At 73.4% G+C, this 26,236-nt stretch carries 19 protein-coding genes; 5 read left to right on the forward strand and 14 right to left on the reverse strand.

Annotated features, from left to right (window positions below):
- Positions 1 to 526: 526 nt before the first annotated feature.
- From glgB to ACWCOM_RS06235, 3 genes are all read right to left on the reverse strand, one after another.
- Positions 527 to 4,456 carry a 1,4-alpha-glucan branching protein GlgB gene (glgB, locus tag ACWCOM_RS06225; RefSeq protein WP_454547876.1) on the reverse strand — a complete coding sequence of 1,310 codons (3,930 nt, stop codon included), beginning with the start codon at positions 4,454 to 4,456 and terminating at the stop codon, positions 527 to 529.
- A 53-nt stretch (positions 4,457 to 4,509) separates the two neighbouring features.
- A complete protein-coding gene (gene treS, locus ACWCOM_RS06230) occupies positions 4,510 to 6,279 on the reverse strand; it encodes a maltose alpha-D-glucosyltransferase (RefSeq protein WP_454547877.1) in 1,770 nt (589 codons plus the stop codon).
- Between the two features lie 105 nt (positions 6,280 to 6,384).
- Complete coding sequence (locus ACWCOM_RS06235; protein ID WP_454547878.1) at positions 6,385 to 8,883, reverse strand: alpha-1,4-glucan--maltose-1-phosphate maltosyltransferase; 2,499 nt, start codon at positions 8,881 to 8,883, stop codon at positions 6,385 to 6,387.
- A 144-nt stretch (positions 8,884 to 9,027) separates the two neighbouring features.
- Between ACWCOM_RS06235 and glgP the strand changes: the two genes are divergently transcribed.
- Positions 9,028 to 11,625: an alpha-glucan family phosphorylase gene (gene glgP / locus ACWCOM_RS06240; protein WP_454547879.1), complete on the forward strand. Its 2,598-nt coding sequence runs from the start codon at positions 9,028 to 9,030 to the stop codon at positions 11,623 to 11,625.
- A gap of 88 nt (positions 11,626 to 11,713) precedes the next feature.
- Here the strand turns inward: glgP and glgX are convergent, their stop codons facing one another.
- From glgX to ACWCOM_RS06270, 6 genes are read right to left on the reverse strand one after another with little or no spacing between them, the layout of a single operon-like run.
- Positions 11,714 to 13,933 carry a glycogen debranching protein GlgX gene (gene glgX / locus ACWCOM_RS06245; RefSeq protein ID WP_454547881.1) on the reverse strand — a complete coding sequence of 740 codons (2,220 nt, stop codon included), beginning with the start codon at positions 13,931 to 13,933 and terminating at the stop codon, positions 11,714 to 11,716.
- Positions 13,920 to 14,894, reverse strand: a complete 975-nt coding sequence (gene rlmB / locus ACWCOM_RS06250; protein ID WP_454547882.1) for a 23S rRNA (guanosine(2251)-2'-O)-methyltransferase RlmB — start codon at positions 14,892 to 14,894, stop codon at positions 13,920 to 13,922. The genes glgX and rlmB overlap by 14 nt, the downstream gene beginning before the upstream one ends.
- Before the next feature lie 40 nt (positions 14,895 to 14,934).
- Positions 14,935 to 16,365: a cysteine--tRNA ligase gene (cysS, locus tag ACWCOM_RS06255; RefSeq protein ID WP_454547883.1), complete on the reverse strand. Its 1,431-nt coding sequence runs from the start codon at positions 16,363 to 16,365 to the stop codon at positions 14,935 to 14,937.
- Between the two features lie 35 nt (positions 16,366 to 16,400).
- Positions 16,401 to 16,892 carry a 2-C-methyl-D-erythritol 2,4-cyclodiphosphate synthase gene (gene ispF, locus ACWCOM_RS06260; RefSeq protein WP_454547884.1) on the reverse strand — a complete coding sequence of 164 codons (492 nt, stop codon included), beginning with the start codon at positions 16,890 to 16,892 and terminating at the stop codon, positions 16,401 to 16,403.
- A gap of 4 nt (positions 16,893 to 16,896) precedes the next feature.
- Positions 16,897 to 17,712, reverse strand: coding sequence for a 2-C-methyl-D-erythritol 4-phosphate cytidylyltransferase (ispD, locus tag ACWCOM_RS06265; protein WP_454547885.1), 816 nt, complete (start codon positions 17,710 to 17,712; stop codon positions 16,897 to 16,899).
- A gap of 7 nt (positions 17,713 to 17,719) precedes the next feature.
- Entirely contained in the window at positions 17,720 to 18,202 is a 483-nt protein-coding gene (locus ACWCOM_RS06270; RefSeq protein ID WP_017831963.1) for a CarD family transcriptional regulator, read from the reverse strand.
- A gap of 154 nt (positions 18,203 to 18,356) precedes the next feature.
- On the opposite strand from ACWCOM_RS06270, the gene ACWCOM_RS06275 reads away from it, so the two are divergent.
- Positions 18,357 to 18,920 (forward strand): hypothetical protein, encoded by a 564-nt coding sequence (locus ACWCOM_RS06275; RefSeq protein ID WP_454547886.1) that lies wholly within the window; start codon positions 18,357 to 18,359, stop codon positions 18,918 to 18,920.
- Between the two features lie 91 nt (positions 18,921 to 19,011).
- Here ACWCOM_RS06275 and ACWCOM_RS06280 read toward each other — a convergent pair whose 3' ends face one another.
- Both ACWCOM_RS06280 and ACWCOM_RS06285 read right to left on the reverse strand, forming a co-directional pair.
- Positions 19,012 to 19,692 carry a winged helix-turn-helix domain-containing protein gene (locus tag ACWCOM_RS06280; RefSeq protein WP_454547887.1) on the reverse strand — a complete coding sequence of 227 codons (681 nt, stop codon included), beginning with the start codon at positions 19,690 to 19,692 and terminating at the stop codon, positions 19,012 to 19,014.
- Positions 19,689 to 20,957 (reverse strand): sensor histidine kinase, encoded by a 1,269-nt coding sequence (locus ACWCOM_RS06285; RefSeq protein ID WP_454547888.1) that lies wholly within the window; start codon positions 20,955 to 20,957, stop codon positions 19,689 to 19,691. The genes ACWCOM_RS06280 and ACWCOM_RS06285 overlap by 4 nt, the downstream gene beginning before the upstream one ends.
- A gap of 217 nt (positions 20,958 to 21,174) precedes the next feature.
- Here ACWCOM_RS06285 and phoU point away from each other — a divergent pair, with 217 nt between their 5' ends.
- Entirely contained in the window at positions 21,175 to 21,873 is a 699-nt protein-coding gene (phoU, locus tag ACWCOM_RS06290; RefSeq protein WP_454547889.1) for a phosphate signaling complex protein PhoU, read from the forward strand.
- Between the two features lie 100 nt (positions 21,874 to 21,973).
- On the opposite strand, the gene ACWCOM_RS06295 is transcribed toward phoU, so the two are convergent.
- The 3 genes from ACWCOM_RS06295 to ACWCOM_RS06305 are packed head-to-tail and all read right to left on the reverse strand — an operon-like array spanning position 21,974 to position 24,284.
- A complete protein-coding gene (locus ACWCOM_RS06295) occupies positions 21,974 to 22,732 on the reverse strand; it encodes a phosphoglyceromutase (RefSeq protein ID WP_454547890.1) in 759 nt (252 codons plus the stop codon).
- A 57-nt stretch (positions 22,733 to 22,789) separates the two neighbouring features.
- Entirely contained in the window at positions 22,790 to 23,104 is a 315-nt protein-coding gene (locus tag ACWCOM_RS06300) for a DUF2516 family protein (RefSeq protein WP_047803014.1), read from the reverse strand.
- Positions 23,105 to 23,114: 10 nt separating this feature from the next.
- Entirely contained in the window at positions 23,115 to 24,284 is a 1,170-nt protein-coding gene (locus ACWCOM_RS06305; protein ID WP_454547891.1) for a trans-sulfuration enzyme family protein, read from the reverse strand.
- A gap of 82 nt (positions 24,285 to 24,366) precedes the next feature.
- On the opposite strand from ACWCOM_RS06305, the gene tmk reads away from it, so the two are divergent.
- Positions 24,367 to 25,080 carry a dTMP kinase gene (gene tmk, locus ACWCOM_RS06310; RefSeq protein ID WP_454547892.1) on the forward strand — a complete coding sequence of 238 codons (714 nt, stop codon included), beginning with the start codon at positions 24,367 to 24,369 and terminating at the stop codon, positions 25,078 to 25,080.
- Positions 25,077 to 26,216 carry a DNA polymerase III subunit delta' gene (locus ACWCOM_RS06315; protein ID WP_454547893.1) on the forward strand — a complete coding sequence of 380 codons (1,140 nt, stop codon included), beginning with the start codon at positions 25,077 to 25,079 and terminating at the stop codon, positions 26,214 to 26,216. The genes tmk and ACWCOM_RS06315 overlap by 4 nt, the downstream gene beginning before the upstream one ends.
- The last annotated feature ends 20 nt before the right edge of the window (positions 26,217 to 26,236 follow it).

Consider the following 26,236-nt stretch of genomic DNA (forward strand, 5'->3'; position numbering starts at 1 on the left):
AGCGAGCGATCCAGGCCGAAACGACCACCCACACCCCACGGAGGCGGGACACAGGCGATCCATCAACCAAACAAAACATTTGGTATCAACAAACATGGCACACTATTGAGTTCTCAAACAACAGACCGGTGAGCGTGTCCCGCTGGACACCGTGCTCCCGGAGTGCTCTGCAACCTTAGCCCTGCTGGTCGTCCCGGTCAATCCTGGGTGAACACTTGGTGACCCGATCGTGACCGGAGCCGCCCTCAGGCGAAGCTCACGAGCCGCCACCCTAGCACGTCCCCGGATCCTCGCAGCGCGCTGGCCGTTCGGTCCGGAAGGTCGGGTGGGGCGCCGTCCCGTGGTGCTCCCGGAGGAGCTCCTCGCCGCGACGACTCGGAAGAAGTTACCCGGTTTCCCCGGCCCGTGCAACCCGGCGGTCCGCGCCACACACCGCGGGGCGGGAACGGGGAAGGGGCCCGGGTCCGAAGACCCGGGCCCCTGCCCCGGCGCACCGGTCCGCCCCCGCGGGACGACCGGTGCGGCCTCAGTGCTCGGCCGGCTTGAGGTACAGCACCGCCAGCGGCGGGACGGTCAGCACGGCGGAGGCGGGGCTGCCGTTGTGGGCGCCCTCGGTCGCGCTCACCCGCCCGAGGTTGCCCACGCCCGATCCGCCGAAGTGCTCCGCGTCGGTGTTGAGCACCTCGTCCCACTCCCCGGCCCAGGGCAGGCCCAGCCGGAAGTTCTCGTGCGGGTTGCCGGCGAAGTTGGCCACGCACACCAGCGGGTTGCCCTGCTCGTCCCAGCGGGTGAAGGACAGCGTGTTGCGCCCGGCGTCGGCGGCGTCGATCCACTCAAAGCCGGCGGGGTTGTTGTCCCGCTCGTACAGCGCCGGGGTGTCCCGGTAGACGGTGTTGAGGGTGCGCACGAGCTCCTGCACGCCCTTGTGCGGCGGGGTCTCGGAGAGCCACCAGTCGAGTCCGTGCTCCTGGGACCACTCGGACTCCTGGGCGTACTCGGTGCCCATGAAGATCAGCTGCTTGCCCGGGTGGGCCCACATGAACGCCAGGTAGGCGCGGACGTTGGCCAGCTGCTGCCACCGGTCCCCGGGCATCTTGCGCAGCAGGGAGCCCTTGCCGTAGACGACCTCGTCGTGGGAGATCGGGAGCAGGAAGTTCTCCGAGAAGGCGTAGACGAGCGAGAACGTGAGCTGGTTGTGGTGGTAGTACCGGTTGATCGGGTCCTCGGCCATGTACTCGAGGGTGTCGTGCATCCAGCCCATGTTCCACTTCAGCCCGAAGCCGAGCCCGTCGGCGTCGGTGGGCCGGGTCACCCCCGGGTAGGAGGTCGACTCCTCGGCGATCATGACGATCCCCGGGGTGCGCTTGTAGGCCGTGGCGTTGGCCTCCTTGAGGAACGCGATGGCCTCGAGGTTCTCCCGGCCGCCGTGGACGTTCGGCTCCCACTCCCCCTCGTTGCGCGAGTAGTCCAGGTAGAGCATGGAGGCGACGGCGTCCACGCGCAGCCCGTCGACGTGGAACTCCTCCAGCCAGTAGGAGGCGTTGGCCACCAGGAAGTTGCGGACCTCGTTGCGGCCGTAGTCGGGGATCAGGGTCCCCCAGTCCTTGTGCTCCCCGCGGCGGGGGTCGGCGTGCTCGTACAGGGGCTCCCCGTCGAACCGGGCCAGGGCCCACTCGTCCTTGGGGAAGTGCCCCGGGACCCAGTCCACGATCACGCCGATGCCGGCCTGGTGGAGCTGGTCCACCAGGTAGCGGAACTCGTCCGGGCTGCCGAACCGCGAGGACGGCGCGTAGTACGAGGTCACCTGGTAGCCCCAGGACCCGCCGAACGGGTGCTCCGCCACGGGCATGAACTCCACGTGCGTGAACCCCTGCCAGGTGAGGTACTCGACGAGCTCCTTGGCGAGGTCCTTGTAGCCCAGGCCCATCCGCCACGAGCCGATGTGCATCTCGTAGACGCTCATCGGGGCGTTGTGGGGGTCGGTGGCCGCGCGGCGGGCCAGCCAGGCGTCGTCCTGGAACTCGTAGGTCGACTCGAAGACGCGCGACGCGGTGGAGGGCGGGACCTCGGTGCCGAAGGCCATGGGGTCGGCCTTCTCCCGCCAGCCGCCGTCCCGGCCGAGGATGCGGAACTTGTAGGTGGTGCCGGAGCCCAGCCCCGGCACGAAGATCTCCCACACGCCCGACGACCCGAGGGAGCGCATCGCGTGCTCGCTGCCGTCCCAGCCGTTGAAGTCGCCGATGACGCGCACGGCCTGGGCGTTGGGCGCCCACACGGCGAAGCTCACGCCGGTGACGTCCCCCAGGGCCGAGGGGTAGCGGCGCACGTGGGCGCCGAGGACGGTCCACAGCGTCTCGTGCCGCCCCTCCCCGATCAGGTGCAGGTCGAGCTCGCCGAGCGTGGGGGCGAAGCGGTACGGGTCGTCGCTCCGCTGCGGCTCGAGGTCCCGGTAGGTGACGTCCACCCGGTAGTCGGGGATCCGGCCCGGCTCGTGGGCCGGGACCACGCCCGTGAAGATGCCGCCCCACTCGTGCTCGAGCTCGAAGGCGCCGTCCTGCGTGACCACGGAGACGGCCGTGGCGAACCGGCGCAGGGTGCGCACCGTGACGCTGCCGTCCGGGCCCAGGTGGGCGCCCAGGACGCCGTGCGGGTCGTGGTGGCGGCCCTCGGAGACGGCCGCGAGCACGTGCTCCGGCACGGCGACGGGCCCGGCCGGGGCGACGTCGTGGCCGGCCGCCCGGACGGGGTCGGATCGGTCCTGCGGGGTGCTGGCGGTCACTGCGTCCTCGGTTTCCGTTCCCGGTTCCGCCGCAGCGAGCCGGGCGGAACGGGACCTGTCGTCGTCATGGCCGGTGCCGGGCGCGGAGTCCGCGCCGGCGGGTTCAGGGTTCACGCTACGCGACGGCAGATCGTCCAGGAAACGGCGCACCGCGCCGGCCGGCACGCTCAGCCAGTCCGGCCGGTTGCGCTGCTCGTAGACGACCTCGTAGAGCGCCTTGTCCAGCCACAGCGCCAGGAACAGCGGCGAGTCGCGGTCCACGGCGTGCCCGGCGCCCTGCTCGTAGCCGGACAGGAAGGCCTCGGCGGTCCGGCGGCCCCACTGCTCGGTGTCCCCCGCTCCGGCGCGCGCCCCGAACGCGGCGGCGTAGTCGAAGGAGCGGAGCATGCCCACGACGTCGCGCAGGGCCACGTCCGGCCGGGTGCGCTCCTCGATCGGGCGCAGGGGCTCGCCCTCGAAGTCCAGGACCTTGAACTGGCCCTCCTCCGTCTGGAGCACCTGCCCCAGGTGGTAGTCCCCGTGGATGCGCTGCAGCGGGGGCAGCTCGGTCACGCCGTCGAGGGAGGCCAGCAGCGCGTCGAGGGCCTGGGCGTGCTCGGCGAACAGGTCCCCGGTCTGCGCCCGGGCCCACCGGAGGCGCCCGGCGAGGCCGTCCAGGAGGCGGGTGCGGGCGGCGTCGTCGGGGGTCTCCGTGCCGAAGGCGCGGGCCAGGTCCCGGTGCACGCGGGCGGTGGTGCGGCCCAGCTCCCGGGCCTCGTCGGTGAAGTCGGCGCCCTGCCCGGCGGCCTCGACGGCCCGGCCCCAGGCGTCGGCGGACCCGGCGAGGAACTCGGTGGCGACCGCGAGCTGGCCCTCCGCGGCGGCGAGGCCGGTGCGCCAGCGGGCGTCGAGCCAGCCGAAGGTGGCCGGGACCGCGGGGCAGCCGAGGGTGGTGAGCTCGCGGCCGACCTCCACGTCCGGGTTGGCGCCCTCCCCCACCACGCGGAAGAACTTCACGATGACGGCATCGGCGTGCGTCCGCCCGGGCGGCGGGGTGATGATCACCGAGGAGTTCGACTGCTCGCTGGAGATCACCCGGACCTGGTCCCGGGACTCCACCGCGTAGGGCACGCGCAGCGCGTCCCCGTGCGCGCCGGTCAGGGACAGCCCGAGCGGTCCGCCCCCGGCGGTCTCCTGCTGCTGCATGAGCTCGAGCGCGGCGCCCACGAAGGCGGGGTCCCCCACGCCGTCGTAGACCCAGGATCCCGCCACCGCGCCGTCGGCCCCGGGCACGGGCAGACCGGTGCGGTCGGCCACCGCCCGCCCGGCCCGTGCGGCGCGGTCCTTGAGCCTGCGCGCCGCCCGCAGCGGACCGGGGCCCTGCTCCGCGCCCGGCGCGGCCGTCCGCCCCTCGCCGGCGTCCGCCGGGGCCGCCGGCTCCGCCACGAGGAACCGCTCGGCGCCCTCGAGGGGTGCCGGGCGGAGGGTCAGCGGCACCTGGAGCAGCTCGGTGCGGTCCCCCGCCGCGACCTCCAGGAGCAGCACCCGGGCCGTGCCGCCCGCCCGCTCCGGGAGGGTGAGCTGGGCGAGGACCCGCAGCTCCGCGTCCGCGCCGCCGTCCGCGAAGGGGAACCACCGCTGCTGCGGCAACCAGCGCCGCAGGAGGTCGAGGAGCTCGTCGGGGTGCTGGTCGGTCATGGGATCGGGTCCTTCCGGGGCGGGCGGGGTGGTGGCCGGACGCGCGGTGGCGCTCAGGACGTCTTGGCGGGCGTGATGATCGGCAGGGCCGTGGTCTGCGGGTGCGTGCCGTCGTCGCGGCGGGCCGCGCGCAGCCTCAGCCAGAAGAAGTCCTGGCTGCCGAGGGTGATGCGGTACTCCCCGGCCTCGTCCACCTCCCCGAACAGGTCGCCGCCGAAGAGCTCGCGCAGCCCCCGGCCCGCGAACTGCGGCAGCCGGATGCGGGCGCACGCGGGGGTGTGGGCCAGGTTGAACAGGCACAGCACCGTCTCGCCGCGGCCGTCCTCGGTCTCCTCGTCGGGCAGCACCCGCAGGAACGCGAGCACGGAGTCGTGGTCGGTCTCCACGTTGACGTAGCTGCCCAGGCCGAACGCCGGGTGCGCCTTGCGCACCGCCAGCATCTGGCGCATCCAGTGCAGCAGGGACGACGACGACGCCAGCTGCGCCTCCACGTTGACCTGGTTGTAGTGGTAGACCAGCGACTGGATCACGGGCAGGTACAGCTTGCCCGGATCGGCCTTGGAGAACCCGGCGTTGCGGTCCGGGGTCCACTGCATCGGGGTGCGGGAGGCGTCGCGGTCGTCGAGCCAGATGTTGTCCCCCATCCCGATCTCGTCGCCGTAGTACAGGAACGGGCTGCCCGGCAGGGACAGGAGCAGGGCGTGGATCAGCTCGATCTCCGCCCGGGAGTTGTCCAGCAGCGGCGCCAGCCGGCGGCGGATCCCCACGTTGGCGCGCATCCGGGAGTCCGGGGCGTACCAGCCCAGCATCGCCTGGCGCTCCTCGGTGGTGACCATCTCGAGCGTCAGCTCGTCGTGGTTGCGCAGGAACGTCCCCCACTGGGTCCCGCGCGGGATGTCGGGGGTCTCCTGCATGGTGTCCACGATGGGGGCGGCCTTCTGGTCCCGCAGCGCGTAGAAGATCCGCGGCATGATCGGGAAGTGGAAGCACATGTGGCACTCGGGGTCCTGCTCGGTCCCGAAGTACTCGACGACCTCGTGCGGCATCTGGTTCGCCTCGGCGATCACCACGCGCCCGGGGTACTCCTCGTCGATCATCCGGCGCAGCTGCACGAGGAAGTCGTGGGTGCCGGGGAGGTTCTCGCAGTTGGTCCCCTCCTCCTCGATCAGATAGGGGATCGCGTCGGCGCGGAACCCGTCGATGCCCATGTCCAGCCAGAACTTCACCACGTCGTGGACGGCCTCGACCACGGCCGGGTTCTCGAAGTTGAGGTCGGGCTGGTGGGAGAAGAACCGGTGCCAGAAGAACTGGCGGCGGATCGGGTCGAACGTCCAGTTCGACTCCTCCGTGTCCACGAAGATGATCCGGGCGTCCTGGTAGAGCTCGTCCGTGTCCGACCAGACGTAGAAGTCGCCGTAGGGTCCCTCCGGGTCCTCCCGGGAGGCCTGGAACCAGGGGTGCTGGTCGCTGGTGTGGTTCAGCGGCAGGTCGATGATCACCCGCAGGCCGCGGGCGTGCGCCTCCGCGACGAGGCGCTTGAAGTCGCTGATCGTGCCGAACTCGTCGAGCACGGAGTAGTAGTCGGAGATGTCGTAGCCGCCGTCGCGCAGCGGGGACTCGAAGAAGGGCGGCAGCCAGAGGCAGTCGATGCCCAGCCACTGCAGGTAGTCGAGCTTGTCGATCAGCCCGGAGAAGTCGCCGGAGCCGTCACCGTTGGCGTCGGAGAACGCCCGGACGAGGACCTCGTAGAACACCGCTTTGCGGAACCAGTCGGGGTCGTGGGAGATGCCGGGGGCGTTGAGCGAGAACGGCGAGATGCTCATGCGGGGGTGCCGCCTTTCGGGCAGGTGGGTCGAAGGCCTTCGGGTGGGAAGGGGCCCTCCCGGGTGGCGCTGCCCGGGAGGGCCCCGACGGGGTCCGGAGGATCCCTACTTGACGTTGCGCCGGACGTGCAGGACGTGCGCCGGCTCGTGGTGCGGGTCGAGGCGCACGTAGTTGTGCGTGCCCCACTTCCAGGAGTCGCCGCTGAGCAGGTCGTCCACCCAGAAGCTGCCGTCCTCGTTGAAGTCGGCGTCGTCCAGGTTCAGGGACGCCAGGTCGAGCCACACCGTGCCCTCGCGGGTCGCGTGCGGGTCCACGTTGACGACCACGATGATCGTGTCCTTGTAGGCGGAGCCCCCGTGCCGCACCGTCTTGGTCTTCGAGTACGCGACCAGGGCGTCGTCGGACGTGGACTGCACGGTCAGGTTCTGCAGGTCGCCCAGCGAGGCGTGCCGGCGGCGGATCTCGTTGAGCCGGGTGAGGTACGGGGCCAGGGACTCCCCGCGCTCCTCCGCCCCGGCGAAGTCCCGGGGGCGGTACTGGTACTTCTCGTTGTCCACGTACTCCTCGGCGCCCTGCCGGGCCACGTGCTCGAAGAGCTCGTAGCCGGCGTAGACGCCCCACAGCGGGGAGCCCGTGGCGGCCAGCACCGCGCGGATCCGGAAGGCCGCGGGACCGCCGAACTGGAGGTACTCCGTGAGGATGTCCGGGGTGTTCACGAAGAAGTTCGGGCGGTACACCGCCGAGGTCTCGTGGCTGACCTCCTGCAGGTACTCCTCGATCTCCTCCTTCGTGTTGCGCCAGGTGAAGTAGGAGTAGGACTGCTGGAAGCCCACCCGGGCGAGGCCCTGCATCATGGCGGGGCGGGTGAACGCCTCGGCCAGGAAGACGACCTCGGGGTGCTGGGCGTTGACGGTGCCGATCAGCCACTCCCAGAACCACAGGGGCTTGGTGTGCGGGTTGTCCACCCGGAAGATCTTCACGCCGTGGGAGATCCACAGCTGCACGATCCGCAGCACCTCGAGGGAGATGCCCTCGGGATCGTTGTCGAAGTTGATCGGATAGATGTCCTGGTACTTCTTCGGCGGGTTCTCGGCGTAGGCGATGGAGCCGTCGGCCCGGGTGGTGAACCACTCCGGGTGGGCCGTGACCCAGGGGTGGTCCGGGGACGCCTGCAGGGCCAGGTCCAGGGCGACCTCGAGTCCGAGGTCGGCGGCGCGGGCCACGAACCCGTCGAAGTCCTCGAACGTGCCGAGGTCCGGGTGGATCGTGTCGTGCCCGCCCTCGGGGGCGCCGATGGCCCACGGGGACCCGGGGTCCTGGGCGCCGGCCACGAGCGTGTTGTTCGGGCCCTTGCGGTGGGCGCGGCCGATCGGGTGGATCGGGGGCAGGTACACCACGTCGAAGCCCATCCCGGCCACGGCCTCGAGCCGCTCCGCGGCGGTCCGGAAGTTCCCGGACGTCCACGTGCCGGTCCCGGGGTCGAGGACGGCGCCCTCGGAGCGCGGGAAGAACTCGTACCAGGACCCGCGGCCGGCGGCGGTGCGCTCGACCTTCAGCGGGTAGCGGCGGCTCTGCGTGACGAGGTCGCGCATCGGGCGCTCGGCGACCACGGCCAGCACCTCGGCCGAGGTGCCGGCCTCGAGCCGGTGCTCGGCGGCCAGCTCCTGGTTGCCGAGCGTGCGGGAGGCGGCGCGGAACAGCTCGGCGTCGGCGTCCGGGCGCCCCTCCTCCGCGGCGGCGCGGTCGAAGAGGAGCACGCCCTCGGCCATCATCAGCTCGACGTCCTGGCCCACGCCGATCTTGATCTCGGCGGCGTGCCGCCAGGTCTCGTAGAGGTCGCCCCAGCCCTCGACGGCGAAGGTCCAGGCGCCCTCGGAGGTCGGGGTCAGCCACGCCTCGTAGCGGTCGGTGCCGGGGGTGGTCAGGCGCATGGGCACCCGCTCGGTCTCGGCGCCCTGCGGGTCGTAGAGCACCGCGGTGACGCCGAGGGCGTCGTGGCCCTCCCGGAACACGGTGGCGCCCACCCGGATCGACTCGCCCGGCACGGCCTTGGCCGGGAAGCGCCCGTCCTCGACCACGGGGCTCACGCCGACGACCGGGATCCGCCCGTAGACCAGCTCCTCGCGGGAGAACGCCGACCCGGCGGCCTTCCGGCGCGTGGCCGGGGCCTTGCGCGTGGTCGTGGCCTTCTTCGTCGTCGACGTGCGGGCGGCCGGGGTCTTCGCCGTGGCGGCCTTCGCGGTCGACGTCCTGGCGGCGGAGGTCTTCGCGGTGGCGGTCTTCGCGGTCGACGTCCTGGCCGTCGACGTCTTCGACGTCCTCGGGGTCGAGGTCCTGCGCGCGGTGGTGGCGGGCTCCGCGGCCGGGACCACGGAGATGCCCGGTTCGTCCTCCACGGACGCGGCGTCCGCGGCCGGGGCCTTCCGGGCGGTCGAGGCCCTGCGGCGGGCCGGGGCCTTCTTCGCCGGCTGCTCGGCCGGGACGGCGGCGGGGACGGCGGCCTCGGCGGCGGGCGCCGCCGGGAGGTCGGTGGCGGACGTGCCGGCCGGGCTCGCGGCCGGGTCGGACGGGGACGGCGTGTTGGCTTGGCTCACCTGGAACACGTTAGCGACAAACCCCGCGATCGTTAAGCCCGCTGTCGAAGGGCGCGGCGGCGTCCCCGCGCCTGCGGGAGCGCCCGGCACGCCGGGGGGACGACCGTGCGAGGACACCGCCGATTCCGGCCGGTCCACCGGTAGTCTGACCGCGTGAAGGCAATCCGTAGATTCACCGTGCGCACCGTGCTGCCGGAGTCCATCGCCCCTCTGAGCCGTCTCGCGAGGAACCTCCGCTGGTCCTGGCACCGGCCGACCGAACAGCTGTTCGCGGATCTGAACCCGCAGGCCTGGGAGACCGTGCACGGCGACCCGGTCAAGCTGCTGGGCTCCCTCACCCGGGAGGAGATCCAGCAGATCGCCGAGGACCCCGCCACCGTGCGGCGGATCGAGGAGCTCGACGCCGACCTGGAGTGCTACCTCACCGACGAGCTGTGGTACCAGCAGACCCAGACCGAGGACGCCCCCCGGGCCATCGCCTACTTCTCGGCCGAGTACGGTGTGACCTCCGTGCTGCCCCAGTACTCGGGCGGGCTGGGCATCCTCGCCGGGGACCACCTCAAGAGCGCCTCGGACCTCGGCGTGCCGGTCGTGGGCGTGGGCCTGTTCTACCAGCACGGGTACTTCAAGCAGTCCCTCTCCCGCGACGCCTGGCAGCAGGAGTCCTACCCGGTGCTCGACCCGGACGGGATGCCCCTGTCCCTGCTGCGGGAGGAGGACGGGACGCCCGCGCGGATCACCCTGCCGCTGCCCAACGGGCGCTCGCTGTCCGCGCAGATCTGGCGCGCCGACGTGGGGCGCGTGCCGCTGCTGCTGCTCGACTCCGACATCCCGGACAACGACGACCACGCCCGCAGCGTCACCGACCGCCTCTACGGCGGCGGCGGCGACCACCGGCTGCAGCAGGAGCTGCTGCTCGGGATGGGCGGGATCCGCGCCCTGCGCACGTTCTCGCGGCTGACCGGGGCGCCGGCCCCGGAGGTCTTCCACTGCAACGAGGGCCACGCCGGGTTCCTGGGCATCGAGCGGATCGCGGAGCTCATGGACCCCGCCGACGGGAGCGAGGCGCTGACCTGGGACGAGGCCCTGGCCTCGGTGCGCTCGGCGACCGTGTTCACGACCCACACCCCGGTGCCCGCGGGCATCGACCGGTTCGAGCGGGCGCAGATCGAGCACTTCTTCAACGCCGGTCTCGCCCCGGCCGTCCCCACGGCCAACGTCCTCTCCCTCGGCGCGGAGGACTACGACGACGGGGACCCGTCCAAGTTCAACATGGCGGTGATGGGCCTGCGCCTGGCCCAGCGCGCCAACGGCGTGGCCAAGCTGCACGGCGTGGTCTCCCGCGGCATGTTCCAGGGTCTGTGGCCGGGCTTCGACGAGGACGAGGTGCCGATCGGCTCCATCACCAACGGCGTGCACGTCATGACGTGGATCGACCCCCGCATGGCGGAGCTCGCCCTGGACCCGATGGGCTCCGACCTCGACCGGGCCGCGCGGTGGCGGCGGATCTACGGGGTGGACGACGCCGAGCTGTGGGCGGTGCGCCGGGAGCTGCGGACCCGCCTGGTGGAGGACGTCCGGGCCCGGCTGCGGGCCTCCTGGAAGAAGCGCGGTCTCGCCGACGCCGAGCTCGGCTGGACCGACTCCGTCCTCGACCCCGGGGTGCTGACGATCGGCTTCGCCCGCCGGGTGCCCACCTACAAGCGGCTCACGCTCATGCTGCGGGACCCGCAGCGGCTCAAGAAGATCCTGCTGGACCCGGAGCGCCCGGTGCAGCTCGTGGTCGCGGGGAAGTCCCACCCGGCGGACGAGCAGGGCAAGCGGCTCATCCAGGACCTCGTGCGCTTCACGGACGACCCGGAGGTGCGCCACCGGATCGTCTTCCTGCCCAACTACGACATCGCGATGGCCCGGACCCTGTTCCCCGGCTGCGACGTGTGGCTGAACAACCCACTGCGCCCGCTGGAGGCCTGCGGCACCTCGGGGATGAAGGCCGCCCTCAACGGCGGGCTGAACCTGTCGGTGCTCGACGGCTGGTGGGACGAGATGTACGACGGCCAGAACGGCTGGGCCATCCCCACCGCGGACGAGGGCGCCCACCCGGACGAGCGCGACGACATCGAGGCGGCCGCCCTCTACGAGCTCATCGAGAACCACGTGGCGCCGCGCTTCTACGGGGAGACGGCCGACGCCGCCGAGCCGGGCGCGGACGTGGTGCCGCACCAGTGGCTGGCCATGGTCCGGCACACCCTGGCGACGCTCGGCCCCCGCGTCTCGGCCAAGCGGATGCTCGAGGACTACGTGCGGGAGCTCTACGTCCCCGCCGCCGTCTCCGGGCGCCGGGCCGCCGCGGACGGGCACGCCGCCGCGCGCGCGAAGTCCCGGTGGATCGGGCGCGTGCGCCAGGCCTGGGGCCAGGTCTCGGTGGAGCACGTCGACACCGAGGGCGTGGCCCAGGACCCGCAGATCGGCGACGAGCTCTCCGTGTGCGCCTACGTCACCCTCGGCTCGCTGGCCCCGGAGGACGTCCGCGCGGAGATCGGCTACGGCCGCGTCTCGGAGACCGACCACATCCACGAGCGCAAGTACGCGACCCTGCGCCCCACGGGCGACCTCGGGGGCGGGCGGCACCGGTTCTGCGGGACGATCACCGTGGACCGCTCCGGGCCCTTCGGCTACACCGTGCGGGTGCTGCCGACCCACCCCCACCTCGCCGACCGGGCGGAGCTGGGGCTCGTGGCCAACGCCTGAGCCCGGCCCGGCAGGACCGGGCCGGCGCACGTCGGGGGCCGCACCCGTGCAGGGGTGCGGCCCCCGGCGTGTGCCCGGCCGGGGCCCCTCAGAGGAGCCGGAACAGGGTGACGGAGTTGGCCGGCACGCCCTGGGGCCGCCCGGCCCGGTAGCGGGCGCCGTAGCGGCCGTGCAGGACCGAGGCGGTGCTGTGCACCAGGGCGTAGACGCCCTCCGAGGCCCGCAACGGGTGCTCCTCCTCGTCGGGGTGGAGCAGCTGGGTGACGTCCGGGACCGTGATCGCCATGTCGGTGCTCGCCCCGTTGACCACCATCAGCCCCGAGACGCGTCCGCCGCGCGAGCCGATCAGCACCTGGATGGTGCGGGAGCCGGGGGCCTGCCAGTCGGCCGCGGTCATGGGCGAGCCGTCCGGGCCGAACCAGTGCATCATCACCTCGTCCGGGCGGGTCGGGAAGTGGGACGGCTGCCCGGCGAGGAACTCGCCGCGCACGGCCACGAGGGAGCGGGTCGCGGCCAGCATCGCCCGGTCGGCGGGGGTGTGGCGCCAGTCCACCCAGGAGAGCTCGTTGTCCTGGCAGTAGGCGTTGTTGTTCCCGCGCTGGCTGCGGCCGAACTCGTCCCCGGCGGTGATCATCGGCACGCCCTGGGAGAAGAGCAGGGTGGCCATGACGTTGCGCGCGGTCTGCGCGCGGTCGGCCCGGATCCGCACGTCCCGGGCCGGGCCCTCGACCCCGTGGTTCCAGGAGTGGTTGTCGTTGGTGCCGTCCCGGTTCCGCTCGAGGTTGGCCTGGTTGTGCTTGTTGTCGTAGGCCACGAGGTCGGCCAGGGTGAAGCCGTCGTGGGCGGTCACGAAGTTCACGGAGGCCAGGGCGCTGCGCCCGGAGGCGGCGAACAGGTCCGCGGAGCCGGTGAGCGCCCCGGCCAGGCGCGAGGCGTTGCCCCCGTCCCCGCCCAGGCTCATGCTGCGCGGGCCGGTGAGCCAGAAGTCGCGCACGGTGTCCCGGAAGCGGTCGTTCCAGTCGGCCCACCCCTCGGGGAAGTGCCCGGTCTGCCACCCGCCCATGCCCACGTCCCACGGCTCGGCGACGAGCTTGGTGCCGAACAGGGCGGGGTCCGCGTTCACGGCGACCAGGAAGGGGTGGTTGCGGGTGAAGCGGTGGCGTTCGTCGCGGGCCAGCTCGGGGGCGAGGTCGAAGCGGAAGCCGTCCACGTGGCAGCGCTCCACCCAGTAGCGCAGGGAGTCCAGGGCCATCTGCACCACGCGGGGGTTGCCGAAGTTCACCGAGTTGCCGCACCCGGTGACGTCCACGTAGCGGCCGTCGTCGCCGTGCCGGTAGTAGGCCTCGTCGCCGAGACCGCGCCAGCAGTAGGCCGGCTCGTCCTGCCCGGCCTCGGCCGTGTGGTTGTAGACCACGTCGAGGTAGACCTCGAGGCCGGCCCGGTGCAGGTCGCGGACCATGGCCTTGAACTCGTCGAGCACCCCCTGGGGGCCGCGGGCACGGGCGGCCTCGGTGGCGTAGCCGGCGTGCGGGGCGAAGAAGCCCAGCGTGTTGTAGCCCCAGTAGTTGCTCAGCCCCAGGGCCGTGAGGTGGGGCTCGTCCAGGTGGGCGTGCACGGGCAGCAGCTCCACGGCCGTGACGCCCAGGGAGGTGAGGTAGTCGGTCATCACCGGGTGGGCCAGGCCGGCGTACGTGCCCCGGAGGTGCTCGGGGACGTCGGGGTGCAGGGCGGTGAGGCCCTTGACGTGCGCCTCGTAGATCACCGTGTCCCGCCACGCGGTGGCCGGCGGGCGGTCCTCGTCCCAGTCGAAGTCCTGCTGGGCGATGACGGAGACGTAGCGCCCGCCGTAGGCGTCGGGGCCGGGGTCCGCGACGCCGGCCGGCGGGGCCACGCGGCGCAGGCCCTTCCCGTAGGGGTCGAGCAGGACCTGGTGGTCGGCGGGGTCCGGGCCGCGGCGGCGGGCGGCCACCGGCGAGTCCGCGGGCACGAAGCCGTACTCCGTGCCGGCGGGCAGCGCCGGCGCCTCGTCCCGGTGCAGCATGTACTCGAAGCCGGTCTCGGAGAGCCGCTGCTGCTCCGCCGGGGGGATCGTCCCGTGGTGCACCCCGCCGGTGCGCCCCGTGAGCCGGCGCCGCTGCCAGCGCCCGCCCGGCAGCCGGAAGACGATGTCGAGGTCCGGCACGCCGGGGGCGTAGACGGCCACGTTGGCGCTGCCGTCGCGCTCGTGCGAGGGGTGCACCCCGAGCGGGTACGGGTGGGAGACGTAGGGCCGGCCGGTGTCCTGCCGCCGGGGCTCAGGAACCAGCACGGCGCCGTGACACCTCGTACAGGGTGATGCCCACGGCCATCGAGGCGTTGAGGGACTCCATGGCGGAGTCGATGGGGATGGAGACGACCTGGTCGCAGTTCTCGGTGACCAGCCGGGACAGGCCCTTCCCCTCGGCGCCGACCACGATCACGAGCGGTTCGGTGGCGAGGTCCAGCCCGGGCAGCTGGACGTCGCCGTCGCCGTCGAGCCCGACCACGAAGTAGCCCATGCCCTTGAGCTCCTCGAGCGCGCGGTTCAGGTTGGCCGCCTTCGCCACGGGCACGCGGGCGGCGGCGCCGGCGCTGGTCTTCCAGGCGGAGGCGGTGACGCCCACGGAGCGGCGCTCGGGGACGATGACCGCGTTGCCGGAGAACGCCGACGCGCTGCGGATGATGGCCCCGAGGTTGCGCGGGTCGGTGATGCCGTCGAGGGCGACCAGCAGCGGCGGGCGGCGGATGTGCCGCTTCTCCCACTGGGTCATCAGCCTGCGGGCGGTCTCCACGGCGTCCTCGTACTCGTAGGGCGGCACCTGCAGGGCCACGCCCTGGTGCACGGCGTCGCTGGTGAGCCGGTCGAGCTCGGACTTGGAGGCCTCGAGGACCGTGATCCCGCGCTCGGCGCAGATCTGCAGGATCTCCCGCACGCGGTCGTCCACGTCGATCCTGCTCGCCGCGTAGAGGGCCTTGGCGGGGATGTCCGCCCGCAGCGCCTCGACCACCGAGTTCCGCCCGGTGACGAGGTCCTCCTGGACCTTGCCCCGGGTGCGGGAGGCAGCGCGCCCGCCCGGGGGCTGGCGGCGCTCGGCGGCCTTCTTCATCTTGTGCGCCTTGTGGTACGGGCGGTCCTCGGCCTTCGGCGTCGGTCCTCGCCCCTCGAGGGCCTTGCGGCCGTGGCCGCCGGTGCCCACGAGGGGGCCCTTCTTGTTCTTGCGGATCGCACCGGGGCGCTTGGGGGCTGGCATGGGATTCCTCTGTTCTCGGTCGGGGGTGGGTGGGGCCGGCTCAGGCCACGGACCAGGCGGCGCCGTCGGCGCCGTCCCGGACCGCGACCCCGGCCGCGGCGAGCTCGTCCCGGATGGCGTCGGCCCGGGCCCAGTCCTTGGCGGAGCGGGCCTGCTCGCGCTGGGTCAGCAGGGAGCGCACGAGGGCGTCGAGGGCGGCGTGCTCGGCGGCGTTGCCGCCGGTCCCGCCCAGGTCCATGAGCCCCGTCAGCCCGAGGACGTCGGTCATGGCCCGCACGGCGCGGGCGAACGCGGTGGGGTCGCCGCCGTCGGCGAGCGCGGAGTTGCCCGCCCGCACGGCCTCGTGCAGGGCCGCGAGGGCCTGGGGCACGTTGAGGTCGTCGTCCATGGCCTCCTGGAAGGCCGCCGGCACGTCGGCGGGCGTCCAGGCGGAGTCGAGACCGGCGTCCGCGGCGTGGCGCAGGAAGGACTCGACGCGCTCCACCGCGGCGGCCGCCTCGGTCAGCGAGGTGGGCCGGTAGTCCAGCACGGAGCGGTAGTGGGCCTGCCCGAGGTAGTAGCGCACGGCCAGCGGGCGGGCCGCGGCGAGCATGTCCGCCGGGGAGACCGTGTTGCCGATCGACTTGGACATCTTCTCGCCCGCGGAGGTGACCAGCCCGTTGTGCAGCCAGAAGTTGGCGAAGCGCTGCCCGGCCGCCGCGGACTGGGCGAGCTCGTTCTCGTGGTGGGGGAAGCGCAGGTCCAGGCCCCCGCCGTGGATGTCGAAGTGCTCCCCGAGGTACTTCCCGGCCATCGCGGAGCACTCGAGGTGCCAGCCGGGCCGGCCGGCGCCCCAGGGGGAGTCCCAGCGCGCGGTCTCCGGCTCGCCGGGCTTGTGCCCCTTCCACAGGGCGAAGTCGCGGGGGTCGCGCTTGCCGCGCGGGTCGGCGTCCGGGGCGTCCTGCATGTCGTCCACCGACTGGTGGGTGAGCTCCCCGTAGCGCGCCCAGGAGCGGACGTCGAAGTAGACGTCGCCCGAGCCGTCCGGGGCCGGGTAGGCGTGCCCGGCGTCGACGAGGGCCCGGATCAGGGCGTGCATCTCCGGGACGTGGCCGGTCGCGCGCGGCTCGTAGGTGGGCCGGGCGATGCCGATGGCGTCGTAGGCGGCGTTGAAGACCTGCTCGAACCGGTAGGCCAGCGCCCACCACGGCTCGCGGGGGTGGTCGCCGGCGTAGTCGGGGGCGTACGAGGCCGCGGCGTTGGCGAGGATCTTGTCGTCGATGTCGGTGACGTTGCGCACCGTGGTGACCCGGTGGCCGCGGAACTCCAGCCAGCGCGCCAGCAGGTCGAAGACGAGCGCGGAGCGCACGTGCCCGATGTGCGGCATGCCCTGCACGGTGGCACCGCAGTAGTACAGACGGGCCTCACCGGGGCGGACGGGCTCGAAGTCCCGCACGGTGGCGGTGGCGGTGTCGTAGAAGCGCAGAGTCACACGGCCCATCATAAGGGCGCGCGCCCGCGGGACGGTCAGGCTGCGCCCGCTCCCGCGGCGACGACCAGGGCCGTGGCCACGGCCGCGAGCCCCTCGCCGCGGCCGGGGAACCCGAGGTGGTCCGAGGTCGTGGCGCTGACCGTCACGGGGGCGCCGGCGGCGGCGCTGAGGGCGGCCTCGGCCTCCGCGCGGCGGGGCGCGAAGCGCGGCCGCTCGCCGATCAGCTGCACGGCCACGTTGCCGATCTCGAAGCCGGCCGCCCGCACGATCCGGGCCGCCTCGGTGAGGATGTGCAGACCCGAGGCACCCTGCATCTCGGGGCGGTCCACGCCGAAGTTGGAGCCCAGGTCCCCGGTGCCGGAGGCGGAGAACAGGGCGTCGGCGGCGGCGTGGGCCACGACGTCCCCGTCGGAGTGGCCGGCGAGGCCGCGCTCCCCCGGCCACTCGAGCCCGGCGACCCACAGCGGGGTGCCCTCGGGCCCGAAGGCGTGGACGTCCACGGCGATGCCGGTGCGGGGCAGGTTCACGGGCTCAGCGCTCCTCGGGGGTGGTGGCGGTCGAGGGCCCGGCGGCGACCGGGACCGTGCCGGCGGCGCCGGGCGCCCGGCCCCGGAGCACGGCCTCGGCCAGCACGAGGTCGAGGGGCCGGGTGATCTTGAAGGCGTGCTCGTGGCCGGGCACCGTCTGGACGGTGACCCCGGGGGCGTGGGTCTCCACGAGCGAGGCGTCGTCGGTGACGGTCTCCGGGTCCGCGCCGGCCTCGGCGGCGGCGCGGTCGGCGGCGCGCAGCAGGGCGAGGTCGAAGCCCTGGGGGGTCTGCACTGCGCGCAGGGCCGCCCGGTCCACGGTCCCCAGCGAGCGGCCGGCCCCGTCGACCCGGCGCATCGTGTCCGCGACGGGGAGCACCGGCACCACGGCCCGGTCGCCCGAGCGCACGCGCCGGGCCACGGCCCGGAAGACCTCCGGCGGGGTCAGGCACCGGGCGGCGTCGTGGACCAGCACCCCGCTGCTCCGGGGACCGGTGCGCTCCAGGACGGCCAGGGCCGCCCGGACCGACGCGGCGCGGGAGGCGCCGCCGGTCACGGGCAGGGCCCCGTGCGCCCGGGCGAGGGCGGACAGGGCGACGTCGCCGGCGGGGACCGTGACGAGCACCCGGTCGGCGATCCCGGCCGCGGCGACGCCGCGCAGCGCGTGCTCCAGGAGGGGGCGCCCGTCCAGGGGCACGAGGGCCTTGGGGATGCCGTGCCCGAGCCGGGTGCCGGACCCGGCCGCCACGACGACGACGGCGAACCCGCCCTCCGGAGAGGGCGGGTTCGCCGTCGGGGGCCGTGGCCCGTTCCCGGTCACGGGGAGGTCAGGACGCCAGGATGTCGTCGAGGCGCTTCTCGGCCTCTTCCTCGTCGATCTTCTTGGCGAGGGCGAGCTCGGAGGTGAGGATCTGGCGGGCCTTCGTCAGCATCCGCTTCTCCCCCGCCGAGAGCCCGCGGTCGCGGTCGCGGCGCCACAGGTCGCGCACGACCTCGGCGACCTTCAGGACGTCGCCCGAGGCGAGCTTCTCGAGGTTGGCCTTGTAGCGCCGGGACCAGTTGCTGGCCTCCTCGGTGTCCTTCGCCTGCAGGACCGAGATGACCTTCTTCAGCCCGTCCTCGTCGACGACGTCGCGGACGCCCACCAGGTCCACGTTCTCTGCGGGGACCTCGATGACCAGGTCGCCCTGGGTCACCTTGAGCTTGAGATACATCTTCTCCTCGCCCTTGACGGTGCGGGTCTTGATCTCCTCGATGGTCGCCGCGCCGTGGTGCGGATAGACAACCGTCTCGCCAACCTCAAAAACCATATGGAAATACCCCTTTCAGAACGTCCATTCTAACACGGTGTAGGATTCGCCGATCCGCCGTGAGCGCCCCCGGACGCCCGGCGATGCGGACGATCCGTCGGCAAACGGATAAGCTGGTGGGGACATCGTCCTGAGCTCCCGAGGAGTACGCGCCGTGAAGACCGCCGCCCGCAAGTCCCTGAAGCGCGCAGGCCTCAGTGCCGCCGCCGTGGCCGCCCTGCTCACCGCCAGCGGGTGCAGCGCCGTGAACCCGGTGGCCACCGCCGGGGTGGGCTACGCGCCCGCGGACGGCATCGTGGTGCAGATGGGCGACCTCAAGGCCACCGATCTGCTCATCGTGGCCGAGAGCGCCGAGGCCGAGGGCCGCCTGCTGGGCAGCCTCACCAACAACGGCGACCAGGACATCACCGTCACGGTGGACGCGGACGGCGCCACGGGCGAGATCCCCATCCCCGCCGGGACCACCCTGCGGCTGGCCGACAGCGAGCCCGTGCTCCTGGACCCGGCCGGCGCCAGGCCCGGGCTGATGGTCGAGACCGTGATCAGCGCCGCCGGCGAGTCCGTGACCGAGTCCGTGCCGGTGCTCGACCACACCTTCCCCCGCTATGCCGAGTACATCCCGGGCGGGGCCCCCACCACCCCGGCGAACCCCTCCAACGTCCCGGCGGAGCCCGGCGACGAGGCGTTCGTGGGAGGCCAGCAGGCCGACGAGCACTGATCCCGCGCACGGGCGAGAGGGCCCGGGACCCGCACCGCGGGTTCCGGGCCCTCTCCCGTGTGCCCGCCGCGGCGGCTCCCGCGGCGGGCGCTCAGGCCTCGAACTTGTAGCCCAGGCCCCGCACGGTGACCAGGTGCCGGGGCGCGGAGGGGTCGGGCTCCACCTTGGCGCGCAGCCGCTTGACGTGCACGTCGAGGGTCTTGGTGTCCCCCACGTAGTCCGAGCCCCAGACCCGGTCGATGAGCTGCCCGCGGGTGAGCACCCGGCCCGCGTTGCGCAGCAGCATCTCCAGCAGCTCGAACTCCTTGAGCGGCATGGCCACCTGCTCCCCGTTGACGCTCACCACGTGGCGCTCCACGTCCATCCGCACCGGGCCGGCCTGCACGGTGGCCGTGACCAGCTCCTCGGGCTCCGCCTGGCGGCGCAGCACGGCGCGGATCCGGGCCACGAGCTCGCGCGAGGAGTAGGGCTTGGTGACGTAGTCGTCGGCGCCCAGCTCGAGCCCCACCACCTTGTCGATCTCGGCGTCCTTGGCGGTGAGCATGATGATCGGCACCGAGGAGCGCTGCCGCACCTGCCGGCACACCTCGGTGCCGGACTGCCCGGGGAGCATGAGGTCCAGCAGCAGCAGGTCGGCCCCGGCCCGGTCGAACTCCGTGACGGCGTCGAGGCCGTTGTCCACGACCTGCACCTCGAACCCCTCCTTCCCCAGCAGGTAGGAGAGGGGGTCGCTGAGGGATTCCTCGTCCTCGACGATCAGGATGCGGGTCACTGTCGGTCCTCCGTGCTCCCGGTCCGGCGCGCGGTGGCGGCCGGCCGTGGGGTCGTGGTCACTGGGTCGGGCGGCGCCGTCGCGGGCGCCGGCGGGGCGGACGCGCCGGCGGCCGCCGGGGCGGTCCGCTCGGGCTCGTCGGCGCCCTCGATCTGGGGGATGCGCAGGGTGAAGGTGGAGCCGCGGCCCGGCTGCGACCACACGGTGGCCTCCCCGCCGTGCTGCGACATGACGTGCTTGACGATGCTCAGGCCCAGCCCGGTCCCGCCCGTGCGCCGGGAGCGGGCCGCGTCCACGCGGTAGAACCGCTCGAAGATCCGGTCCTGCTCGTCCTCGGGGATGCCCGGGCCCTGGTCGGTGACGGAGATCTGCGCCATGCCGTCCCGCTCGCGGACACCGATGCCCACGCGGGTGCCCTCCGGGGAGTAGTGCACCGCGTTGTCGATGAGGTTGCGCAGGGCCGTGACCAGCAGGTCGGGGTCGCCGAAGACGGGCCGGCTCACGTGGCCGCCGACCACCAGCTCGATCCGCTTGGTCTCGGCCGGGAACCGGTTGCGGTCCACGGCGTCGGCGATCACCTGGTTGAGGTCCACGGGCCGGCCCTCGGTGACGACGTCGGCGCTCTGCAGGCGGGAGAGCTCGATGATGTCCTGCACCAGGGCGGTGAGCCGCACGGACTCCTTGTGCAGCCGCTTGGCGAAGCGGCGCACGGCCTCCTCGTCCTCGGCCGCGTCCTCGATCGCCTCGGCCAGCAGCCCGATCGCCCCCACCGGGGTCTTCAGCTCGTGCGAGACGTTGGCCACGAAGTCGTTGCGGATCGACTGCGCCCGGGCGATCTCGGTCTGGTCGTCGGCGAGCAGCAGGATGTACTCCTCGGCGATGGGCGCCACCCGGACGTCGAGCACCACGGCACCGGTCTGGAAGGGCCCGCGGGTCAGCTCCACCCGCCGCTCCTCGATCACCCCGCTGCGGCGGGCGCGGCGGATCATCTCCAGCATCTGGTCGTGCACCACGGTGTGCCCGCGGACCAGCCCGAACGCGTAGGCGGCCGGGGAGGCGCGCACCACCCCGTCCACGCCGTCCACCACCACGTAGGCCCGCCCGATCACGGCGAGGACGTCCGCGGTGCCGTCCGGCAGGGCGGGCTCCTGCACGTCGGCGCGGGCGCGGCGGCCGCGCCCGCTCAGCCGCAGGCCGATCAGGCCGCTCACGCCCAGGGCGAAGCCGAGCAGGCCGGCGACGACGGCGATGGCTGTTGGACTCACGGATCCAGCTTAGGCTCCCCCCGGCCCGGGGACGTCCCGCCGGGCGTCACGCGCTACAGGTTCAACGGACGTTCACCCTAAGATGAGCGGAAGTTCACTCCTGGCTGTGAGCGTGGCGGCGGGTGTGCTCGCACCTCGCCCCCTCGTCATCCGTTCCGCCCCGCGCCGCACCCCGGCCGCGGACCCCGGACGTGCCGCATCTCGAAAGGACACACCCGTGCGCAAGGTTTTCCAGGCAGAACTCCACCAGGTCGGGGAGGAGCTCACCCAGATCGCGACCCTGGTGCGCGAGGCCCTCGCCCGCGCCAAGGACGCCCTCCTCGACGCGGACATCGAGCTGGCCGAGGAGGTCATCTCCAACGACGCCCGGATCGACTTCCTGCAGAACGACCTCGACGAGCGCTCGATCGACATCCTCGCCCTGCAGAGCCCCGTGGCCTCGGACCTGCGGATGATCGTGGGGGCGCTGCGGATGAGCGCCTCGCTCGAGCGCGCCGGGGACCTGGCCCGCCACCTGGCCCAGGCCGTGCGCCTGCGCTACCCGGAGCCGGTCATCCCCGGGCCGCTCGTGGAGACGTTCACCCGCATGTTCGACCTCGACCTGCAGATCGTGGACCGGGTCATCCAGGTGCTCCAGACCCGGGACCTCTCCCTGGCCAACGACATCTACGCCCTCAAGGGCGAGGTCAACGCGCTGCACCAGTCGGTGTTCGACGTCCTGGCCGACCCCGCCTGGGAGTACCCGGTGCCCACGGCCGTGGACGTCACCCTGTGCTCCCGCTACCTCGAGCGGATCGGCGACCACGGTGTCTCGGTGACCCGCAAGGTCTCCTACCTCGTGACCGGGGAGTGGGTCCCCGCCACCTCCGACCACCCGACCGGACACGGGCACGTGGGCCGCGACGGCGGCGTGTGAGCTCCCGCCCGGGCGCGGCACGTCCCGCGCCCGGGAACGCCGAAGGGCCGGCCCCACCGCCGCGGTGGGGCCGGCCCTTCGGCGTGCTGCGGTGCCGGGCCTACTTCTTGCCCTGGTTGGCGACCGCCTGGATCGAGCTGGCGGCGGCCTCCGGGTCGAGGTACTGGCCACCGGCCACCACGGGGCGCAGGTCCTCGTCCAGCTCGTAGTAGAGCGGGATGCCCGTGGGGATGTTCAGCGCCGCGATGTCGTCGTCGGAGATGCCGTCCAGGTGCTTCACCAGCGCGCGCAGCGAGTTGCCGTGCGCCGCCACGAGCACGGTGCGCCCGGCCTGCAGGTCCGGGACGATCTCCTGCTCCCAGTAGGGCATGAAGCGGTCGAGGACGTCCTTGAGGCACTCGGTGCGGGGCGCGTGCGCCACGTCGGCGTACCGGGGGTCCCCGGCCTGGGAGTACCGGTCGGAGTCGTCCAGCTCGGGCGGCGGGACGTCGTAGGAGCGCCGCCAGGTCATGAACTGCTCGTCGCCGTACTCCTCGCGGACCTGGGTCTTGTCCTTGCCCTGCAGCGCACCGTAGTGGCGCTCGTTGAGCCGCCACGACCGCTTGACGGGGATCCAGTGCCGGTCCGCCCGGTCCAGGGCGAGGTGCGCCGTGGTGATCGCCCGGCGCAGCAGCGAGGTGTGCAGGACGTCGGGGGCGATGCCCTTCTCCACGAGCAGCTCACCGCCGCGGACGGCCTCCTCCCGCCCCTTGTCGGTGAGGTCCACGTCCACCCACCCGGTGAACAGGTTCTTCTCGTTCCAGTCGGACTGTCCGTGGCGGAGCAGGACGAGCTTGTACGGTGCTGATTCGGTAGCCATGGCCCCATTCTTCCATCCGGGCGCGAGCCCGGGACAAGCCGGCGCCACGGGGGCGGGTCACCAGCTGTTGGGCCCCTTGGACTCCAGGCCCACGGCCGGGCGGACGTCGGCGAGGTAGACGCCCACGGCCGTGCCCGCGATGAGCAGGACGAAGAGACTGGGGCGCAGCAGCAGCAGCGTGAAGACCGTGAACGCGAGGGACCCGCCGGTCAGCGCGAGCCAGAAGCCCTTGGTGCGCTTGAACGCGCGCTGGAACTGCACCGGCGCCTTGGTCAGGCAGTCGACGAAGGCCCAGACGGCCAGGCCGGCGACGACCAGCGCGAGGGCGATGTCGATGAATCGCACGAGGTAGAAGACCCAGGGAATGTCCACGGTGCCCAGCCTACCGGTCGATCCCGCGCAGGGCGTGGTCGAGGTCCTCCCAGAGGTCCTCGACGTTCTCGATGCCCACCGACAGCCGCAGCAGCGTCTCCGGCACGCTGCGCGGCTCCTCGTGGTGCCGGCGCCGCCGCTCGATCAGCGACTCGACCCCGCCGAGGGAGGTCGCGGGGGTCCACACCCGCAGCCGGTCCACCGCCGCCTCGACCGCGTCGACGTCCCCCGCCGGCACGATGGCCACGATCGCGCCGAACCCGTCCATCTGGGCGGCGGCGCGCTCGTGCCCCGGGTCCCCGGGCAGGCCGGGGTAGCGGACCTCGAGCACGGCCGGGTGCTCCTGCAGCCGGCGGGCGAGCTTCCCCGCGGTCGCCGCGGAGCGCTCGATCCGCAGCGCGAGCGTCCGCATCCCCCGCAGCGCGAGCCACGCCTCGAACGGCCCCGGGATCGCCCCGTGCAGCGAGCGGTGGCCCTTCAGCCGGTCCCGCAGGCCGGGATCGGAGGTGACGGCCGCCCCCAGCACGACGTCGGAGTGCCCGGCCAGGTACTTGGTCACGGAGTGCACGACCACGTCGGCGCCGTGCTCGAGCGGGCGCTGCACGAGGGGCGTGGCGAAGGTGTTGTCCACGCACGTGAGGATGCCGCGCTCCCGGGCCGCGGTGAGCAGCGCCGGGAGGTCGGCGACCTCCAGCATGGGGTTGGTGGGGCTCTCGAGCCACAGCAGGTCCGCGCCGCCGAGGGCGGCCACGACCTCCTCGGTGTCCGCGACGTCCACGGTGACGATCGTCAGCAGCCCGCGCGCCTCGAGGTCCTTGGCCAGGGCCAGGGAGCCCTGGTAGCTGTGCCGGGGCATGACCAGGCACCCGCCCGCGGGGACGAGGGACAGCACCGACGCGATCGCCGCCAGGCCCGAGGCGTAGAGCAGCCCGGGCTGCCCGGCCCCCTCGAGCCGGGCCAGGACGTCCTCCATGTCCTCCCACGTGGGGTTGCTGTAGCGGCCGTAGGCGCGGTCGGCGGCGTCGAGGCCGCCGGAGCCCCGGTACGTGGAGGTCAGGACGATGGAGGGCCCCACCGGGGCGTCGTGCTCCGGGGCGGGGCGCCCGCCGGCCACCACCACGGTGTCCGGGCGCAGGGCGTCGGTGGAGTGGGCGGACGGGGTCTCGGGGCGCGCAGTCATGGTCACAGGCTAGCGGCCCGCCGGGTCCCCAGCGGCAGGGCCCGGAGCGCTCCCCGTCCCCCGCGGTCGATAGGCTGGTGGAGTGACCACCCGACCGGCTCCCGCCCCGCCGTCCGCCCCCGCCCCGGAGTCCTCCCCCGCGCCCGCCCGGCGCGGGGTGTTCGTCGTGTTCGAGGGCGGGGACGGCGCCGGGAAGTCCACGCAGGCCCGCCTGCTCGCCGACGCCCTGCGCGCGGAGGGCCACGACGTGGTGCGCACCCGGGAGCCGGGCGGCACCGCGCTGGGCGAGCGGGTGCGCGCCCTGCTCCTGGACCCGGCGCACGGCCCGGTGGACGCCCGCACCGAGGCCCTGCTGTTCGCGGCCGCCCGCGCCGCCCACGTCGAGCAGCTCATCCGCCCCGCCCTCGCGGCCGGGCGCATCGTGGTCTGCGACCGCTACGCCGACTCCTCCGCCGCCTACCAGGGCGCCGGGCGCGGGCTCGGGGTGGACCGTGTCGCGGAGCTCAACGCGTGGGCCACCACCGGTCTCGTGCCCGACCTGACCGTGCTGCTGGACGTCCCCGCCCGCACGGGCCGCGCCCGCCGCGAGGCCCGGGACGGCGACGCCGGCGACCGCCTGGAGCTCGAGCCCGACGCCTTCCACGACGCCAACCGCGAGGCCTTCCTCGAACTCGCCGCCCGGGCCCCGGAGCGCTACCTGGTGCTCGACGCGACCCGGCCGGCCGAGGAGCTCGCGGCCGCCGTCCGCGGCCGGCTGGCCGCGCTCCCCCGGACCGCCGCGGAGGTGGCCCCGTGAGCGTGTGGGACCAGCTCCTGGGCCAGGAGGCCGTGGTCGCGCAGCTGCGCCGCGCCGCCCGCGAGGACCGGCCCACCCACGCGTGGCTGTTCACCGGCCCGCCCGGCTCCGGCCGGTCCAACGCGGCCCTGGCCTTCGCGGCGGCGCTGCTGTGCGAGCAGCAGGACCCCGCGGACCGCGGCTGCGGGCACTGCCACGCCTGCCGCACGGTGCTGGCCAGCTCCCACGCCGACCTCACCCACTTCGTGACGGAGAACCCGCAGATCACCATCGACGAGGCGCGGGAGCTCGTGGTGCGCGCCCAGGACCGGCCCTCGGTGGGCCGCTGGCGCGTGATGGTGGTCGAGGACGCCGACCGGATGGTGGAGCGCACCTCCAACGTCATGCTCAAGGCCATCGAGGAACCCCCGCCGAACACGATCTGGCTGCTGTGCGCCCCCAGCCCCATGGACGTGCTCGTGACCATCCGCTCCCGCTGCCGGCCCGCCACGCTGAAGGTCCCGGCGGTGGAGGACGTCGCGGAGCTGCTCATCCGCCGGCACGGGGTGCCCCGGCAGCGGGCGCAGGAGAGCGCCCGGCTCGCCCAGTCCCACGTCGGGATCGCCAAGCGGCTCGCCCTCTACGACGACGCCCGGACGCGGCGGCAGGAGGTCGTGTCCATGCCGCTGAAGCTCTCCGGGGTGCCCGACGCCGTGCGCGCCGCCGACCGGCTGCACAAGATCGCGGTCGAGGAGTCCCAGGCGGACGCCGAGGCCCGCAACGAGTCGGAGCGCAAGCAGCTGCTGGTGGCGCTGGGGGCCCCCGAGTCGGGCCGGGTGCCGCCGGCCATCCGCGGCGCGCTGAACCGGCTCGAGGCGGACCAGAAGCGGCGCTCCCGGCGGATCCAGACGGACACCCTCGACCGCTTCCTCATCGACCTCACCACCTTCTACCGGGACGTCCTGACGCTGCAGCTGCGCACGGGCTCCGGTCTGGTCAACGAGCACCTGGCCCAGCAGCTGCGGGACCACGCCTCCAACGCCACCCCCGAGCAGACCCTGCAGCGCATCGACGTGATCAGCCGGACCCGGGACCGGATCCGCACCAACGTCAGCGCGCAGCTCGCGTTCGAGGCGATGGCCGTCTCCCTGCTGTGACCCCGTCCGACTCCCCCGCC

The organism is Kocuria sp. KH4 (assembly GCF_053711175.1).

What these genes read in the sequence shown, in the direction of transcription:
- ACWCOM_RS06295 (WP_454547890.1), bottom strand. Translation starts at nt 22,732, where the DNA reads ATGGCTACCGAATCAGCACCGTACAAGCTCGTCCTGCTCCGCCACGGA.
- glgB (WP_454547876.1), bottom strand. Translation starts at nt 4,456, where the DNA reads ATGACCGACCAGCACCCCGACGAGCTCCTCGACCTCCTGCGGCGCTGG.
- ACWCOM_RS06305 (WP_454547891.1), bottom strand. Translation starts at nt 24,284, where the DNA reads ATGACTGCGCGCCCCGAGACCCCGTCCGCCCACTCCACCGACGCCCTG.
- treS (WP_454547877.1), bottom strand. Translation starts at nt 6,279, where the DNA reads ATGAGCATCTCGCCGTTCTCGCTCAACGCCCCCGGCATCTCCCACGAC.
- ACWCOM_RS06270 (WP_017831963.1), bottom strand. Translation starts at nt 18,202, where the DNA reads ATGGTTTTTGAGGTTGGCGAGACGGTTGTCTATCCGCACCACGGCGCG.
- rlmB (WP_454547882.1), bottom strand. Translation starts at nt 14,894, where the DNA reads ATGCCAGCCCCCAAGCGCCCCGGTGCGATCCGCAAGAACAAGAAGGGC.